Below are 15,536 nucleotides of genomic sequence, written 5' to 3' on the forward strand. Positions count from 1 at the left end.
CTCTCATAATACCTTTGCTTGAAAAATCGTCTTAACCCTTACCGATAAAGCAATTAATTCCTTTTACTGCCTCAAAATCAGCGAACGCACAGTAATTAAATATAAGATAAAACCTCACCCTCAATCCGGCTGACCCCGACAATAATAAGGAGAAGGATTGAGAGTGAGGTTTTATATTTAATTTGACCTACTTACCAGATGGCAAAAGTGCCTTAACTACTACAATTATGACCCTTTTAATTTCGACGAACTTGTTACGTAACATTAAGTCGCAGATGGCGGCGTGAAAAGATTGCATTCACTACTTCTGACATGTCAACACTGGGTTTTATACTGCCTTTTCTAGCTGGTGAAATCAGTGCCGATAGCAATTGCCACTGCGGCGATGAAAGTTAATTAGGTATGATGGATTCATGGCTCTCGTAACGCTGTCATACTTAAGTATTTTTTCTACGGACAGGATACCGTTGAGTGGTCTTTCTTAGTTTTCAAACATCCTGTTAGATTAAAACATCAACAGGTTTCAAACATCATTTAAGCAAGGATAATAAAATGGCTAAGACAAATAATCTCACAGTTGTGAGTGGGCAGGCTCCTGCGATCGTCGATCCCCTGACTGGTAGCACTAATCCAAACACTGCTCAGATATTGAACGTTACTGGTCAAGGAAAAGTCACTGTTCCCACTACTTTAACTGAGGTGCAATTGGGGATTCAAGTAGACGGAAAAACCGCAACCGAAGTTCAAGAAAAAACTGCTCAACGTTCAACAGCAGTAGTTGATGTGCTGCAAAAGCTTGGGGCGCAAGAACTTCAAACTACATCTATTCAACTAAATCCCGTCTATAGCTATAAAGATAATACTCAAACCCTAACTGGCTTTACAGGACTCAACACACTTCAGTTTGAGTTACCAACGGCTCGAGCAGGGGCAGCAATTGACACAGCTATCCAAGCAGGGGCGAATTTAATACAGAATATAAGTTTCACTGCCTCAGACAAAGCATCGCAGCAGGCACGTTTACAGGTTCTTAGCGAAGCGGTTAAAGACGCCCAAGCTCAGGCTCAGACTGTTTTTAGTACCTTGAAGTTAACCCCCGGAAACATTATTGACATTAATATTAACTCAGCTGACAATCCTAGCCCATCTCCTTTGGTGTTTAATGCAACAGATAACGCTCTTGCAAAAATTGCTACAACTCCTATAATTGGTAGTCCTCAGACCATAGAAGGTAGTGTTTCTCTAGATATCAGTTATTCTCCAAATTCAGCAGCTACTCTCGCTTCGGCTACTGATAATCTCACAGGTGCGAGTAAGCAGGCTGTTGCGATCGTCGATCCCCTGACTGGTAGCACTAATTCAAATAATGCTCAGATATTGAAAGTTACTGGTCAAGGAAAAGTCACTGTTCCCACTACTTTAACTGAGGTGCAATTGGGGATTCAAGTAGACGGAAAAACCGCAACCGAAGTTCAAGAAAAAACTGCTCAACGTTCAACAGCAGTAGTTGATGTGCTGCAAAAGCTTGGGGCGCAAGAACTTCAAACTACATCTATTCAACTAAATCCCGTCTATAATGATAGTCAAATCCTAACTGGCTTTACAGAACTCAACACACTTCAGTTTGAGTTACCAACGGCTCGAGCTGGGGCAGCAATTGACACAGCTATCCAAGCAGGGGCGAATTTAATACAGAATATAAGCTTCACTGCCTCAGACAAAGCATTGCAGCAGGCACGTTTGCAGGTTCTTAGCGAAGCGGTTAAAGACGCCCAAGCTCAGGCTCAGACTGTTTTTAGTACCTTGAAGTTAACCCCAGGAAAGATTATTGACATTGATATTAACTCAGCTAACAATCCTAGCCCATCTCCTTTGGTGTTTAATGTAGCAGATAAAGCTTTTGCAACAGGTACTAGAACTCCTTTAATTGGTGGCACTCAGACGATAGAAGGTAGTGTTTCTCTAGATATCGCTTATTCTGCAAATTCAGCAGGTACTTTCGATCTAGCTCTTAATGGATTGCAGCGTTCTGCTTAATCAGGGCTTACGCAAATGTCACAAGGCACTTCCAAATAAAAAAATATCCAACTATTTATTGTCGGGTGGGCAACATGAGCGCCCAGTAACCAAAGGCTCATGTTGCTCACCCCACAAGATTGGATAATTTATTTCTTGTCAGTCCCTAAGGGAGGGCGCGGTGTAGTCGCGCCTCGTGCCAAACAACTAGGCGATAAACATGGGAATAATTCGGACGTTTGACTCGAATTAGTCCTTATACGACTCCAAAATCCCACTGCGAATCATTAGTTGTGGCCAAAACAACACAAAAAACCCCATCCATGTCACTACAGGGATGGAGATGAGAACTGTTAGCCAGATAGTTTTAAATAGTAACCAGCTACCACTAATTAGGGTTACACCTGTGAGAACTATAGACCAGGGTTGACACCACCAAGGTTTATAGTTCCAGGGACTTACGGGCTTTTGTTCAGACATTGATTTTATTTAGTATTGATATGAGTGTGACGAGTTGGCCAAATATACATCAATCTTCAAGCATCTCCAACAACTGCGGCTCGCTTAATTGCGTAATTTCCAAGGAAAGCGCTTTTTCTAATTTGGAACCTGCATCTTCTCCTAGTACCAAATAATCTGTTTTTTTACTCACTGATTCAGTCACTTTCCCACCAGCTTTTTGAATCAAAGCCTTCGCTTCATCTCGCTTTAAGGTTGGCAATGTTCCGGTAATTACAAAAGTTTTACCTGCGAACTTTTGATTACGATCACCAACTGTTTTTGTTTCCTCTGTGGCAGCTAATTGCAATCCTTCTGCTTGTAAGCGTTCTATTAACCTTTGGTTGGCATCAATGCGAAACCACTGGTACACAGATTGGGCAATTTCAGCACCGATACCGTAAATTCCTTCAATATCTGATTGCTTTGCTGTCGCTAATTGGTCTACAGTGAAATATTTCTGAGTCAACAATTGGGCATTCACACTGCCAACGTGACGGATGCCTAAACCATACAATACCCTTGACCAAGGTTGGTTTTTCGATTGAGCGATCGCATCCACTAATTTCTCTGCCGACTTTTCCCCCATCCTTTCTAATGCACACAATTTGCTTTGTGTCAACTCATATAAATCGGCAACGGAATGTACCAAACCTTTATCAACGAGTTGATGTACCAGCTTTTCCCCCAAGCCTTTAATATCCAAGGCATCACGGCTTACCCAATGTTCAATGGAACCCTTGAGAATCGCTGCACAGGAAGCATTGACGCAGCGAGTTACCGCTTCACCTGATTCTCGCACCACTGGTTGACCACAGACTGGGCAATGGGTGGGCATAACAAAAGGTTCAGTGTCAGAGGGGCGGAGTTCTTTTAATACCCTCAGCACTTCTGGGATGATTTCCCCAGCTTTGCGGACAATGACAGTATCGCCAATGCGGATGTCTAATTGAGTAATGCGATCGCTATTATGTAAAGTCGCGCGAGAAACTGTTGTCCCCGCCAGTTGCACCGGGCGCATTTCGGCTAACGGCGTTAACGCCCCGGTTCGTCCGACATTTACAGCAATATTTTCTACACGAGTGGGTGCTTCTTCGGCTGGGTACTTTAGAGCGATGGCCCAGCGAGGGAATTTCTGGGTAAACCCTAGCTGTTCCTGAAGTTTAAAAGAATTCAGCTTTACTACTACCCCATCAGTCATGTAGGGTAAATTCAGCCGTTCCGTATCCCAGTATTCATAATATTTTGCCACTTCTGCGATCGAGGCACACAATTTATGGTTGGGGTTGACTCGAAAACCCATCTTTTCCAATAACTCCAATGCTTCCCATTGGGTGTTGGCAATACTGGTGTCATCTCTACCAGGAATGTGCAAGGTGTAGCCAAAGAAATCTAATCGCCGTTTAGCGACAATCCGCGAGTCTAGTTGTCTGAGTGTACCAGATGCGGCATTACGAGGATTGGCAAATAATTGCTCACCTGCTTTTTGTCTTTCCTGGTTAATTTGTTTAAATACTTCCAACGGCAAAAACCCCTCGCCGCGGACTTCCACCCTTTCTAGAATTTCTAACCCTTCAAAATTCAAACGCAAGGGAATTGAGCGAATTGTCCGCACATTTTGGGTGATATCTTCACCCGCTGTCCCATCACCCCTAGTTGCACCCCTTACTAGAATGCCATTTTCATAGGTAAGAGCCAAAGCAGAACCATCAATTTTGAGTTCACAGACGTATTCCACCGAGTCTATTTTCGGTACTTGTCGGCGCCAACGCTGATCCCAGGCTTGCAATTCATCGATATTAAATGCATTCTCTAGACTGTACAGGGGGATATTATGCCGCACCGAGGTAAACTGCGTATGCTTAAGCTCACCCACGCGCACAGTCGGACTATCCGGAGTCGCCAATTCTGGATATTGAATTTCCAGTTGTTGCAATTCTCGATATAACTGGTCATAGACTGCATCCTCCATAATTGGAGCATCTAAAACGTAATAAGCGAAGCTTGCTTGTTGCAATAACTGGCGCAATTCTTCTGTGCGCTTTACTTCAGGCTTAATCTGGGTCATTAGACTTATTACAAAATACCTAGCAATTGATCCTCTCACTGCTAATTATAAAGATGTAGTGGGAGATTCTTGTTTCATCCCCACTTAACTAAATCAGTTTTGCAAAAGTCCCTAACACCCCACCCCCTACCCCTCCCCGATATTTTGGGGAGGGGAGCGTAAGTTTACTCAAATGCGGGGTGGGGTTCTTTTTTTTTGATTTATGCAAGAGGTTTAGTATTACTACTAATCCTGTATCTATAGGATTCATATCTGATTTTTGAACATCAAGCATCTGTTTAGGGATTTCCAAAAAATAAATTATCCAATAAAACGAACCTTATTAGGCGCAGAGGGCGCAGAGATAGGAAGAGGAAAGAGGATTGTTATATGAGATTTTTGGATATTTTTAAATTTGGAAGTCCCTTAGCAAGCATACCCTTAGCTAGAGTCCGCTAATCCAAGTCACCCAACTTTCTGATAATCGTTGCAAGACTTGACTCTAGAGAGTAAAGTTGCTGTTAATTATAGTTATCAAAATTAACAAGTTCCGTGGGTTGAAGTCCCCTGGTTCAAAAAATAAGCAAGTTTTGTGTTGGGGTTAAATCACCATTACAAAACTTAATTACGTAAAGCCTACGGCATAGCTTCGCTTAACGCAAAGCCTGCCGGAGGCTCTATTACGAATTACGAACTTGTACTGAGCGGAGCCGAAGTATTACGAATTATTTAATTATAGGACTTACGCATTAGGTACGAAATGTAGGGGCAATTCATGAATTGCCCCTACGGGAAATCAGGGCTTTCACTGCCTTGAAAGCGTAAGTCCTGAATTAAATAAGTCTGTTGTCTAATTCACAAGAAAATCCTGCCTTCCGTCACCTATCTGATTATCTGGGATTCCGTAAGAAAACTAAAAATCAGGTTGCACCAAAAATCTTGATCGGTCAGCCAGGGAAGAAAGTACTTCCAAAAAAGGATCAGCCTTATTTAACATTGTGGCGGGATAATCTTAACGGCGATGTCTCGATTAAGTTGTACGATGGGAACAAACTTATCCAAAACATTTCTTCCCGTACCGCTAGGAATGGAGTTTATGAATGGACACCAGGTATTTCCGTAAAAGAAGGCTATTTTCATTCGGATTTCTAGCTGGAAAGACTGGAATATTTTCGGGCAGTTGCAATTGTAATCAAGATAAGCGCTATTTTTAGCGGTGCGGAATGGGAAAATGAAAGGGATAACTAGCTAAACGCAAACCTCTTAACAAGTTTGGCGGTGTGGCAGTGATTGGAATTGTCATCGTTTCTCACAGTAAACAACTAGCTTTGGGTGTGCGGGAACTCGCCGCGCAGATAATTCAAGGCCAAGTTCCTATCGCTATTGCAGCAGGTATTGAAGATCCAGAAAATCCATTGGGTACAGATCCGATTCAGGTTTATGAAGCGATCGCTTCTGTTTTCTCTGATGATGGTGTTTTGGTATTAATGGATTTGGGTAGTGCTTTGCTAAGTGCGGAAATGGCAATCGAGTTTTTTTCAGAAGCACAACAGCAAAAAGTGTATTTATGTGAAGCACCTCTAGTAGAAGGTGCGATCGCTGCTGTAGTGGCGGCAGCATCTGGTAGAGATATTCACCAAGTCATGGCGGAAGCACGCGGCGCACTCTTAGCAAAAGCAACTCAATTGGGTCTAGTTAGTAGTAGTTTGTCACTTCTCACCCCAACAACAACCAATCTAGAATCACCAACGCCAGAAATCCGGCTGATTGTGAGCAATCGCTTAGGATTACACGCTCGTCCCGCAGCGCAGTTTGTGGGAACCGCAGCCCGGTTTCAATCGCAAATTCTGGTGCAGAATTTAACTAGGAATACTGAGCTAGTCAGGGGTGACAGTATTAACCAAGTTACAACTTTAGGGGTGCGTCAAGGACACGAATTGCTGATTACTGCCACTGGTTCTGATGCAGATGAGGCACTAGAAGCATTACAGGCATTATTCGCAAATAATTTTGGTGAAGATAATGTTGCTTTGAATTCTCCACCAGCACTTCACCATCAAGTTACACCAACAACTCACGGCGAACTTTCGGGAATTGCTGCTTCTGCTGGAGTAGCGATCGCACCTGTTGTTCATTATCAATCCACCCACATTTCTATTACGGAATATCACGTAGATAATCCTGATATAGAGTGGGAAAGAATACAGACAGCAATTCACACCGCCAGACAAGAAATCCAAGCCGTTTTTTCCCAAGCATCTCTGCAAATTGGCGACGCTGAAGCCGCCATCTTCGATGCCCAACTACTATTTTTAGAAGATCCAGTATTGCTGGAAGCCGCTCACCAACGCATTTTAGAACACCATATAAATGCTGAAGCAGCTTGGCAAGCCGTAGTCGATGAAGTAGCGACTTCTTACCGTACACTTGAGGATTCTTACTTGCAAGAGCGAGTTGACGATGTTGTGGATGTCGGGCAAAGGGTGCTGCGATTATTATCTGGGAATGCCCCTGCTAACTTGCATCTTCAGAAACCTGCAATTTTAGTGGCAACTGATTTAACTCCCTCAGATACCGCTAGACTAGATCCGACAAAGGTGTTGGGTATTTGTACGACTTCAGGTAGTGCCACTTCTCACAGCGCAATTATCGCCCGAACATTGGGTATTCCCGCAGTTTTGGGAGTAGATGCCCAGGTGTTGCACTTAGCAGATGGTACACTAATGGCAATTGATGGTGAAAGTGGCAAAGCTTGGGTAGAACCAGAATCACATATCCTAGATTTACTGGCAGCAAAGCAGTCAGCTTGGCAAACTGCCCAACACCAAGCACGAGCTACAGCACACCAGCCAGCAATTACTCGTGATGGTCGGCAAGTTAGCGTTTTCGCCAACATTGGTAGTATAAGTGATGTGCAAGTTGCGGTGGCTAGCGGTGCAGAAGGTGTGGGATTACTCCGCACCGAGTTTCTTTATCTAGATAGGACAAGCGCCCCCACTGAAGAAGAACAACTAGAAGTGTATCAGGCGATCGCGCAAGTTTTAGATAATCGTCCGCTAATTATTCGTACCTTAGATGTCGGTGGTGATAAAACACTTCCTTATCTAAGAGTAGGTTTACCAGAAGCAAACCCTTTCTTAGGTTGGCGGGGAATTCGTTTCTGTTTAGCTAATCTAGATTTGTTCAAAACTCAGTTACGGGCAATTTTGAGAGCCAGTGTCGGACACCAAATTAAGATCATCTTGCCAATGATTGCCAGTGTAACTGAGGTACGTGCAACTAAAGTAATTTTAGCTGAAGTGCAGGCTGAATTAAATCAAGCTGGTATTTCTTTTGATGCAGCGATGAAAGTAGGAATTATGGTAGAGGTACCGGCAGCAGTTGCGATCGCAGATCAGTTAGCTGCTGAAGTAGACTTCTTTAGTATAGGGACTAACGACCTGAGTCAGTACATCATGGCTAGCGATCGCACTAATCCCCGCGTCGCAAATTTAGTTGATGCGCTACATCCAGCCGTGTTGCGAATGGTGCAGCAAACTATCCAAGCTGCCCATGCGGCGGGGATTTCGGTAGGATTATGTGGAGAATTGGCAGCAGATACTTTAGCAACACCAATTTTATTAGGTTTAGGGCTGGATGAATTGAGCCTGAATCCTCAAAGTATACCTAGAGTCAAACAGGCGATCGCTAGGTTTTGTATAGTTGAAAGTGAAGCGATCGTGGCATCAGCATTACAACAAGATTCCGCAGAGCATGTCAGAGAACTAATGTCAACTTCAGTTATTCCTCCGGACTAAATACTTATATATTTTTTGTTCCCTGTATCTTTAATTTTTTAACCAAATCATAATATACTTCATTATTCCTTTAAATATAAAAATAGTTTTTATAAACGTTATAAATATCTTTGTAACCGTTGTCACATATCAATTTTAATCCTCAAAGTTTTCTATACTAATAGCTTTTTTCATAAAATTTATGTAAATTCACTACAATAGTTTTTTAAAGATTACATGTATATATTAATATACATACTGAAACATAACCGAAAAGACAAAAAATTGTCTTTAAAAGTAAAAACAATGGTACTAAGTTTGAAAAGTGTAAAAAAATTGTCAACTGCTGCTATTGGAGCGGCAGTAGCAGCTGCTTTTATTGGGTTAGAAGCTAAGTCGGCAAATGCTGCACTGTTTATCGATCAAGAACAGCCTAGCATTAATGCAAAGATGGCATATTTTTCGCAGTCAGACTTAGCCCAATCATTCAAACCAACAGCGAATAATGTTGCAGGTGCTGGCATAAAACTTACAAAGGGTGTTGGAACAGTTGGTGACATTAAAATATCCTTGTGGAATGCTCAAGGAAAGGTTTTAGCAAGTGGTATAGCACTCGGACAGGTTCCCAATGCATGGACAGAAGTATTTTGGAACCCCGTAGTTGTTACACCAAATAAGACTTTATACCTCATATTTCAGTCGCCCAGTGATCTAGCGATCGCTGGTGATACTAACAATCCTTATCCAAATGGCCAAGTCTATGCAAACAGAGGGTTTCAATCATTCCCACGTTATGATTACACATTCCGCACATACTCTGATGATAGTTTTGGAATCCAATCCGTTCCTGAACCAACCTCTGTCTTAGGTCTAATGACTTTCATTGGTTTCATTGGTGTTTCAGCCACCAAGTGCAAAAAGCAACAGAGTGCTTTGTATAAAAGCTAAAAATAAATACAGCAGATTTCAAGGAAAGTCAGATACACAACGATTCGTCTGTTACCCAGGTATAAAGCGTGTTTTACTCCTGTATTCAGAATAGCTGAATTCTAATCTTGTGGGGTAGGCCCAAAAGCCCGCCCAGTTGATATAGCGGGCGAGATGCCTACCCGACAATAAATAATTGAATATTTTATCACTTGGAAGTCCTTTAACTGGTAACTATTAAAATCTTAGGGACTTCCAGAAATTAAATTATTCAATTTTGGAGCAAAGATGATCATTAGATTCTTCCTCCCCCTGCTGCCCCTGCTGCCCCTGCTGCCCCTGCTGCCCCTGCTGCCCCTGCTGCCCCTGCTCCCCTGCTCCCCCTGCTCCCCCTGCTCCCCCTGCTTACCAAAGCGATGGGATATTTTTTTAGTTCGAAGTCCCTTATTCCCAGTTGCCCGTTAAACCCACGAATAGAATTGTAACCAGCACCAACAAAAACGAAAATCAGTGTAAACTGCTAGACTGCTCATCATCGGGAATCTTTGTGTCAGAAATATGCTTTAGTCCCCAAGCAGTCATCACTTTTAGTACAGAGCGAAGACTTTTTCCTCGTTCTGTTAATTGATAGTTCATTCGACGAGAATGGTTGCTGTATGGCTGTTTCTCCACCAAGCCCATCTCTTCGAGAGACTTAAGGCGATTTGCCAGAATATTGCTTGAAATTCCTTCAGGGGATTCTAAAAACTCTTCAAAACGTTGTTTTCCAAAGAACATCATGTCTCGAATAACCAGAAGTGTCCAACGATCGCCGATTAAATCAAGCGAACAAGCGATTGGACAGGGTGAACGGCGAGGTTGGGTCATTGGCAAAACTAAATTTGCAGGTTACTTGCATTTTACAAGTAATATCCATTATACTAACTTGCAGTTTGCAACTTAAAAATTGAATGAGGTGATCGTGGCTCAAGTCGCACCAACTGCTAGAACTGGGCAAAACTTTGCTGTGGCTGATTTGGGACTATTTTCTCAATTGCGGCAGTTTATCTTTGAGACTCCAGAAGCCCCTATAAAGTTAGAGGGAAAGATATTTTTGAAGCAGATTCTTGATCTCTCAAGCACCGAAATTTCGTTTAACAACCTTCCCGCTAAGACATCCCTGCCTTTCTATCACAAGCATCGTTTAAATGAGGAAATTTATATCTTTGTTCAGGGGAAAGGAGAGTTTCAAGTCGATGATTGTGTGTTTCCTGTAGGTGAAGGAACCGTTGTGCGAGTAGATCCTGACGGAGAACGCTGTATGCGAAATACTTCCAATGCTGAGGATTTGTGCTGGATTGTGATTCAGTCACGAGTAAATTCCTACCCCGACCATACCATTCAAGATGGCTTTGGTGTTCAGAAGCGAGTTAGTTGGGTTGGCAAACAGCAGATTTAATGTAAAGCGATCGCGGCATAACAATCAATACCCTTTTAAATTTCCTTTTGCAAGCTTTCTAGTTTCAGTTGGTTTAGCTCCTTTTTAAGCTGTTGCAATCGATTAAGCATCTGCTGGAAATTACGGGCATCTTGAATTACCCCTGCCGCTTCACCTTTTAAACTGATTACTGTTAAAATCTTATTCCTAGTTGCCCATTAAACCCACGAATAGAATTGTAACCAGCACCAACAAAAACGTTATTAGTAGCACTTACCTGAACCCCACCTGAAACTGCAACACCTTTATCTTCTGAATAAAGTCCAACTCCTACATAAGGTGAAATTACAGGTAAACTGATAAATTTTAAAACATCTACTCCAGTAGCACCATCAGGACCAGTTCCTAGCTCAACCCCAAAATTTAAAGCCCTAGCTCCTACAGCATAAGTTACATCACCATCTTTTCCACCGACTGAAACCCAAGGTTGCGGTATAAGTTGAGCCGATGCTTGACTTGGGGTAAATAAACCTAACAAACATATAGATGTAAGTAATGTTTTAGCAATAATCGCTACTTTCACGTTGTTCTCCTCCACTAACTGGTGCATTTTAATTGTCTTCTCACAACTACCCTTACTTCAGCACTACTGTTAACCAAAGTTTGGCCATAATGGCTAATTGTGACGGATTGAACCTCATTTGAGTGCCTGATGAGTTCAAGCATTATTTTGGTAATGTAATATTAATTACAGCAAGAGATGCGATCGCTCAACAAGCAAATGCTGTATTACGAAAGAATTTATTGAAAGCTTTTGTACTATTTATGAAGTATCAAGCTTCCATCTGAAACACTTATCTGCATCGCGCATATTTTACATATTTTTTGATATAGCAACGGACAAGAAGGTTAGGACATTAACTGATGATTAAACCTATATACAAACAGACTTTCAACCCAGTCCCCAGCGATGCACTGAGCGCAGTCCCCAGTCCCCAGTCCCCTGCTATACTCACGGCAGCAACTCTACTCAAAAGTGGATACATCTCGCAGCAAATTAGGAATTTCCCCTTGAGATAAAGGAAACTCCAGCAAAGTTTCTCTAAGACCCAAATATCCAGATTCAGCGAACGACAAAAGCATTCGTGAAAGCGCTAGCCAAACCTCCGGTTCGTATTCCCAATCCCGATAACGCGAAGCTTTACCAGCAATTGAACGTAGCCCCCAGAAATAAGAGTTTCTCACCACCGAACCACCCTTCTTAAACTCTGGTAAATCTTCGTGGTGGATAAAAAGTATTTGATTTTCAATTTTGGCTCTCATCTAAATTTTATATTTTAGATTAAAAGTAAATTTTAAGTTTTAAAATTCAAAATTGGTATCAGCATCCTATTTGACAATTTCGGCAACCTTAAAATTAGCGGGACAAAAAGCCCCGCAAATTGTTAATTATTGAAGTTAGATTTTAGTCTACTTCCAGTCCTTATCTGCTTGTGAAAGTACATAAGCAGTTACATCTTCAATCTGGTTAGCTTTTAAACGACTACCGAAAGCAGGCATGGCATTTTTACCTTTTGTAACTTGGGCGATAATCGCCTCTGCTGAGTACATATCATACTTTTCTAAAGCATCCTTCTTCAGGTTCTTCGGAGCTTGAACCAGATTTTTACCTCCCGCATGACAAGAGGCACAATTAGCACTAAATACTTTAGCTCCACTAACAGCATCTGCTGCCAAAGCTTGACTGCTGAAGGCAAAGGTGAAGATTGCTATGCCTAACAGCATCACTGTAATAATTTTTTTCATTTCGTGTTCTCTCTCTCTCTCCAATAACAGCTTATTCGCTGCGATATCCTCCATAATTGTCAGTTGAGGCGCTGCTATAGTCAAATGACAAGCTGTCAAACTTCGCTATCAAGTTTTTGAATTTTGAATCTTCAGAGTTTGTAGTAAGTACAAAGCGTGCTTATACCAATTCTCTCTAAAGATGCAAGTAATATTTATTAAATGTAGACGCACAGCACCAAAACACAGGCTAACGCCAAGTACGCTAAGTGAGAAGGGGTAATTATTAAGTGCAAACTTACTGAAAATTGGTATTAGAAAATAAGGACTAAAGTCCTTACTACGAACTTAGGGACTTCCAAATAAAAAAATATACAACTATTTATTGTGGGGTGGGCGTCTCGCCCGCCCATAGTCAAAGGCGGGCAAGTTGCCCACCCCACAAGATTGGATAATTTATTTCCTGGAAGTCCCTTAGGTAAGAGCGTCATTATCAATTTATCAATTGTGAATTCTTTTAACAGCCCCTAACTGAGTAAGCATATCGCCTGTAACACGACAAATTCGCCAATCATCTAATATAGAAGCTCCCATACTACGGTAGAATTCTTGGGCTGATTCGTTCCAATCCAGCACACTCCACTCTAAGCGCCCACAATCACGTTCTACAGTTATCTGAGCTAATTTAGTCAGGAGAGCTTTACCAATACCTTGCCTGCGATATTCTGGTAAAACAAATAAGTCTTCCAGATAAATTCCTGGCTTAGTCAGAAATGTTGAATAATTATGAAAAAATAGGGCAAAACCAACAGCTTGACCCGCAGATTCTGCTAAAATCGCTTCTATATATTTGTGTGAACCAAATAAATGCTCTTTAAGTTCCAGAGCATTGCCGGTGACAGCGTGAGATAATTTTGCATACTCAGCCAGCCCCTGAATTAATTTAAACAGTACGCTGTAATCATTTGGTTCAGCAAAACGCACAATCAAATTGCTATGCGAAGTCATTAGTCTATACTCTATAGTTCATAGTTCATAGTCTATAGGTAACTGGGCAATTTTTTTTGACTAATGGCTAAAGAAAAGCCGAAAAAAGGTACAAAACGCCCTGTTTTTGCAATTTGCGAGAGCCAAGCTCGCCTTCATTCCTTACGCATGTGGATTTAATAAAGAGCAAGTTTTGTAAGATGTGTTACAGGCATTTGTCCTAACGCACCTAAAATCTAGTAGGGTGCATTATCGCGTAGCGTAACGCACCATCCTAGATTTAAAGTTTTGCACTTTATTTGATCCATGTTCGTTAATGAAGCTAATCTATCTTCGTAGATGTAATTAAATCAACCAACCTTTTAAACGTTTGGCTATGTGGGGACGGCGCAATTTTCGCATGGCTTTGCTTTGAATTTGTCGCACTCGCTCACGAGAAAGATTGAACATGTTGCCAACTTCTTCTAAGGTACAGGGTTCGCTGGTTGTCAAACCATAGCGTAGAGAAATTACATCTTTTTCTCGTGGAGTTAACACATCACCCAAGACTTCCCAAATCTCCTGACGCATCATGTTTTCATTCATTTTTGCTTCTGGAGACAGGTTATCTTCATCTTCTAGTAAATCCATCAATTCCGTGTCTTCTTCTTTACCGACGCGGTGGTTGAGAGAAAGTGCTTGACGACGTAGCTGCTGTAGCTGACGTAGTTGTTGTACACTAATTTCTAAAGTTTCTGCCATTTCTCCTTCAGTAGGATTGCGACAAAGTTTTTGCTTGAGTTCTCGTTGTGCTTTTTTCAGCTTGTTAAGCTTTTCAACAATATGAATAGGTAGCCGGATTGTCCGCGCATCATTAGCTATAGCCCTGGTAATCGCTTGTCTAATCCACCAATAGGCGTAAGTCGAAAACTTATATCCTTTATCAGGATCAAACTTTTCTGTAGCACGATTTAAACCCATTGCTCCTTCTTGAATTAAATCCAGGAAAGGCACTCCCCGATTTAGGTATCGTTTAGCAATAGAAACTACCAATCTCAAATTAGAGCGAATCATTTTGCGTTTCGCTACTCTACCTTGATACAAGCGATTTTCTAATTGCTTATCCGTCATTTCTAGCTCGGAAGCCACCTCTACCTTGCTAGGTTCCTTTCCTAGTTTTAATTCTAAGGCTGCTTGTAATTGCCTAACTTCTTCTAGAAACCTAACTCGCCGCGCTAACTCTACCTCTTCATCAGCTTTTAGCAGCGGATAACGCGCCATCTCTTTAAAAAATGCGCCGACGGCATCATCATGCTCGGTTTTATTGTATCCCGATGGACGAGCCGCAGCCATATCATCCCCGTCGCGTTCGTCTGATTCCAGATTTTCTACTATAATTGGAGTCTCTTCATCTGCCACTGCTTCTAAAATATCGAGTAATGGTTCTTCAATATCAGCAGTATTCTCCAGTATTTCCATTTCTCCTAATTCAACAATATTCATAGTTTCCTTTAGGGATTGTTGCTTTGTTTGGTACATAATTTAGTTACAGCTGATCGTTTGAGGCTTGGTAGTTTCCCTAAGGGACGAATGCACCCGTTTATATAGCGAAATACAGGCTTATGCTAATTTAACTTCAGGAATGAAAATTGGCACCTACCTAACACCTATGGGTTACAGTTAGATACAACCTATAACGAAACTGGCCTTCGCACCCAACAAAACTTTCTTCTCAGGCTACCAACAGATTATATTCTTCATTTTTTTCTGAATTACCAAATATGTCAAACCCCCTCAAACTTTCTCAACCTTAACAAACATATAAATTTCAGCTAACCATCCAAATATCTTAAACTTTCATATATTTTTATAAATATTTTTAATGTTTATCCTTTAGAAGTCACTGGATAAATTACAAACCTGGTGCTGGAGTTATCCATTCCCGATTTAAAGTTCCCCAGATGAGAGAAATTATAATAATGGCAGTTTAATTTCAAGATATTCTTATTTGTATAAAAGCATCTCATATACAGAAAGGGTTGAATATCTATCGATAGGCGGAAAAAGGCTACTCCCTATTTAGTAGATAGAGTAACTGTTGCAT

The 15,536-nt window shown here is 41.5% G+C and carries 14 protein-coding genes; 6 read left to right on the plus strand and 8 right to left on the minus strand.

What is annotated here, in order from left to right:
- Positions 1 to 552: 552 nt before the first annotated feature.
- Positions 553 to 2,037, plus strand: a complete 1,485-nt coding sequence (locus V7K32_RS16320) for an SIMPL domain-containing protein (RefSeq protein ID WP_334994880.1) — start codon at positions 553 to 555, stop codon at positions 2,035 to 2,037.
- A 228-nt stretch (positions 2,038 to 2,265) separates the two neighbouring features.
- Here the strand turns inward: V7K32_RS16320 and V7K32_RS16325 are convergent, their stop codons facing one another.
- Both V7K32_RS16325 and ligA read right to left on the minus strand, forming a co-directional pair.
- Positions 2,266 to 2,496 (minus strand): DUF6737 family protein, encoded by a 231-nt coding sequence (locus V7K32_RS16325; protein ID WP_334994881.1) that lies wholly within the window; start codon positions 2,494 to 2,496, stop codon positions 2,266 to 2,268.
- Between the two features lie 49 nt (positions 2,497 to 2,545).
- Complete coding sequence (gene ligA / locus V7K32_RS16330; RefSeq protein WP_334994882.1) at positions 2,546 to 4,582, minus strand: NAD-dependent DNA ligase LigA; 2,037 nt, start codon at positions 4,580 to 4,582, stop codon at positions 2,546 to 2,548.
- A gap of 825 nt (positions 4,583 to 5,407) precedes the next feature.
- Between ligA and V7K32_RS16335 the strand changes: the two genes are divergently transcribed.
- The 3 genes from V7K32_RS16335 (at position 5,408) to V7K32_RS16345 (ending at position 9,285) form a co-directional block, all read left to right on the plus strand.
- Complete coding sequence (locus V7K32_RS16335) at positions 5,408 to 5,713, plus strand: hypothetical protein (RefSeq protein WP_334994883.1); 306 nt, start codon at positions 5,408 to 5,410, stop codon at positions 5,711 to 5,713.
- 134 nt (positions 5,714 to 5,847) lie between these two features.
- Positions 5,848 to 8,358 carry a phosphoenolpyruvate--protein phosphotransferase gene (gene ptsP, locus V7K32_RS16340; RefSeq protein WP_334994905.1) on the plus strand — a complete coding sequence of 837 codons (2,511 nt, stop codon included), beginning with the start codon at positions 5,848 to 5,850 and terminating at the stop codon, positions 8,356 to 8,358.
- A 285-nt stretch (positions 8,359 to 8,643) separates the two neighbouring features.
- The gene (locus tag V7K32_RS16345) at positions 8,644 to 9,285 is read left to right on the plus strand and encodes a DUF4082 domain-containing protein (RefSeq protein WP_334994884.1); all 642 of its coding nucleotides are present in this window, start codon (positions 8,644 to 8,646) and stop codon (positions 9,283 to 9,285) included.
- A 486-nt stretch (positions 9,286 to 9,771) separates the two neighbouring features.
- Here the strand turns inward: V7K32_RS16345 and V7K32_RS16350 are convergent, their stop codons facing one another.
- Entirely contained in the window at positions 9,772 to 10,131 is a 360-nt protein-coding gene (locus tag V7K32_RS16350; protein ID WP_334994885.1) for a winged helix-turn-helix transcriptional regulator, read from the minus strand.
- Positions 10,132 to 10,225: 94 nt separating this feature from the next.
- On the opposite strand from V7K32_RS16350, the gene V7K32_RS16355 reads away from it, so the two are divergent.
- Complete coding sequence (locus V7K32_RS16355; protein WP_334994886.1) at positions 10,226 to 10,702, plus strand: cupin domain-containing protein; 477 nt, start codon at positions 10,226 to 10,228, stop codon at positions 10,700 to 10,702.
- Positions 10,703 to 10,874: 172 nt separating this feature from the next.
- Here the strand turns inward: V7K32_RS16355 and V7K32_RS16360 are convergent, their stop codons facing one another.
- Positions 10,875 to 11,291, minus strand: a complete 417-nt coding sequence (locus V7K32_RS16360; protein WP_442938754.1) for a hypothetical protein — start codon at positions 11,289 to 11,291, stop codon at positions 10,875 to 10,877.
- Positions 11,292 to 11,386: 95 nt separating this feature from the next.
- Here V7K32_RS16360 and V7K32_RS16365 point away from each other — a divergent pair, with 95 nt between their 5' ends.
- Positions 11,387 to 11,530, plus strand: coding sequence for a hypothetical protein (locus tag V7K32_RS16365; RefSeq protein WP_334994887.1), 144 nt, complete (start codon positions 11,387 to 11,389; stop codon positions 11,528 to 11,530).
- Between the two features lie 177 nt (positions 11,531 to 11,707).
- Here the strand turns inward: V7K32_RS16365 and V7K32_RS16370 are convergent, their stop codons facing one another.
- The 4 genes from V7K32_RS16370 to V7K32_RS16385 form a co-directional block, all read right to left on the minus strand.
- Positions 11,708 to 12,004 carry a hypothetical protein gene (locus V7K32_RS16370; protein WP_334994888.1) on the minus strand — a complete coding sequence of 99 codons (297 nt, stop codon included), beginning with the start codon at positions 12,002 to 12,004 and terminating at the stop codon, positions 11,708 to 11,710.
- A 147-nt stretch (positions 12,005 to 12,151) separates the two neighbouring features.
- A complete protein-coding gene (petJ, locus tag V7K32_RS16375; RefSeq protein ID WP_334994889.1) occupies positions 12,152 to 12,487 on the minus strand; it encodes a cytochrome c6 PetJ in 336 nt (111 codons plus the stop codon).
- Between the two features lie 480 nt (positions 12,488 to 12,967).
- Positions 12,968 to 13,474 (minus strand): GNAT family N-acetyltransferase, encoded by a 507-nt coding sequence (locus V7K32_RS16380; protein WP_334994890.1) that lies wholly within the window; start codon positions 13,472 to 13,474, stop codon positions 12,968 to 12,970.
- Positions 13,475 to 13,798: 324 nt separating this feature from the next.
- Positions 13,799 to 14,971, minus strand: a complete 1,173-nt coding sequence (locus V7K32_RS16385) for an RpoD/SigA family RNA polymerase sigma factor (protein WP_334994891.1) — start codon at positions 14,969 to 14,971, stop codon at positions 13,799 to 13,801.
- Positions 14,972 to 15,536 lie beyond the last annotated feature (565 nt).

This window comes from Nostoc sp. (genome assembly GCF_036917635.1).
Taxonomy (GTDB): Bacteria; Cyanobacteriota; Cyanobacteriia; order Cyanobacteriales; family Nostocaceae; genus Nostoc.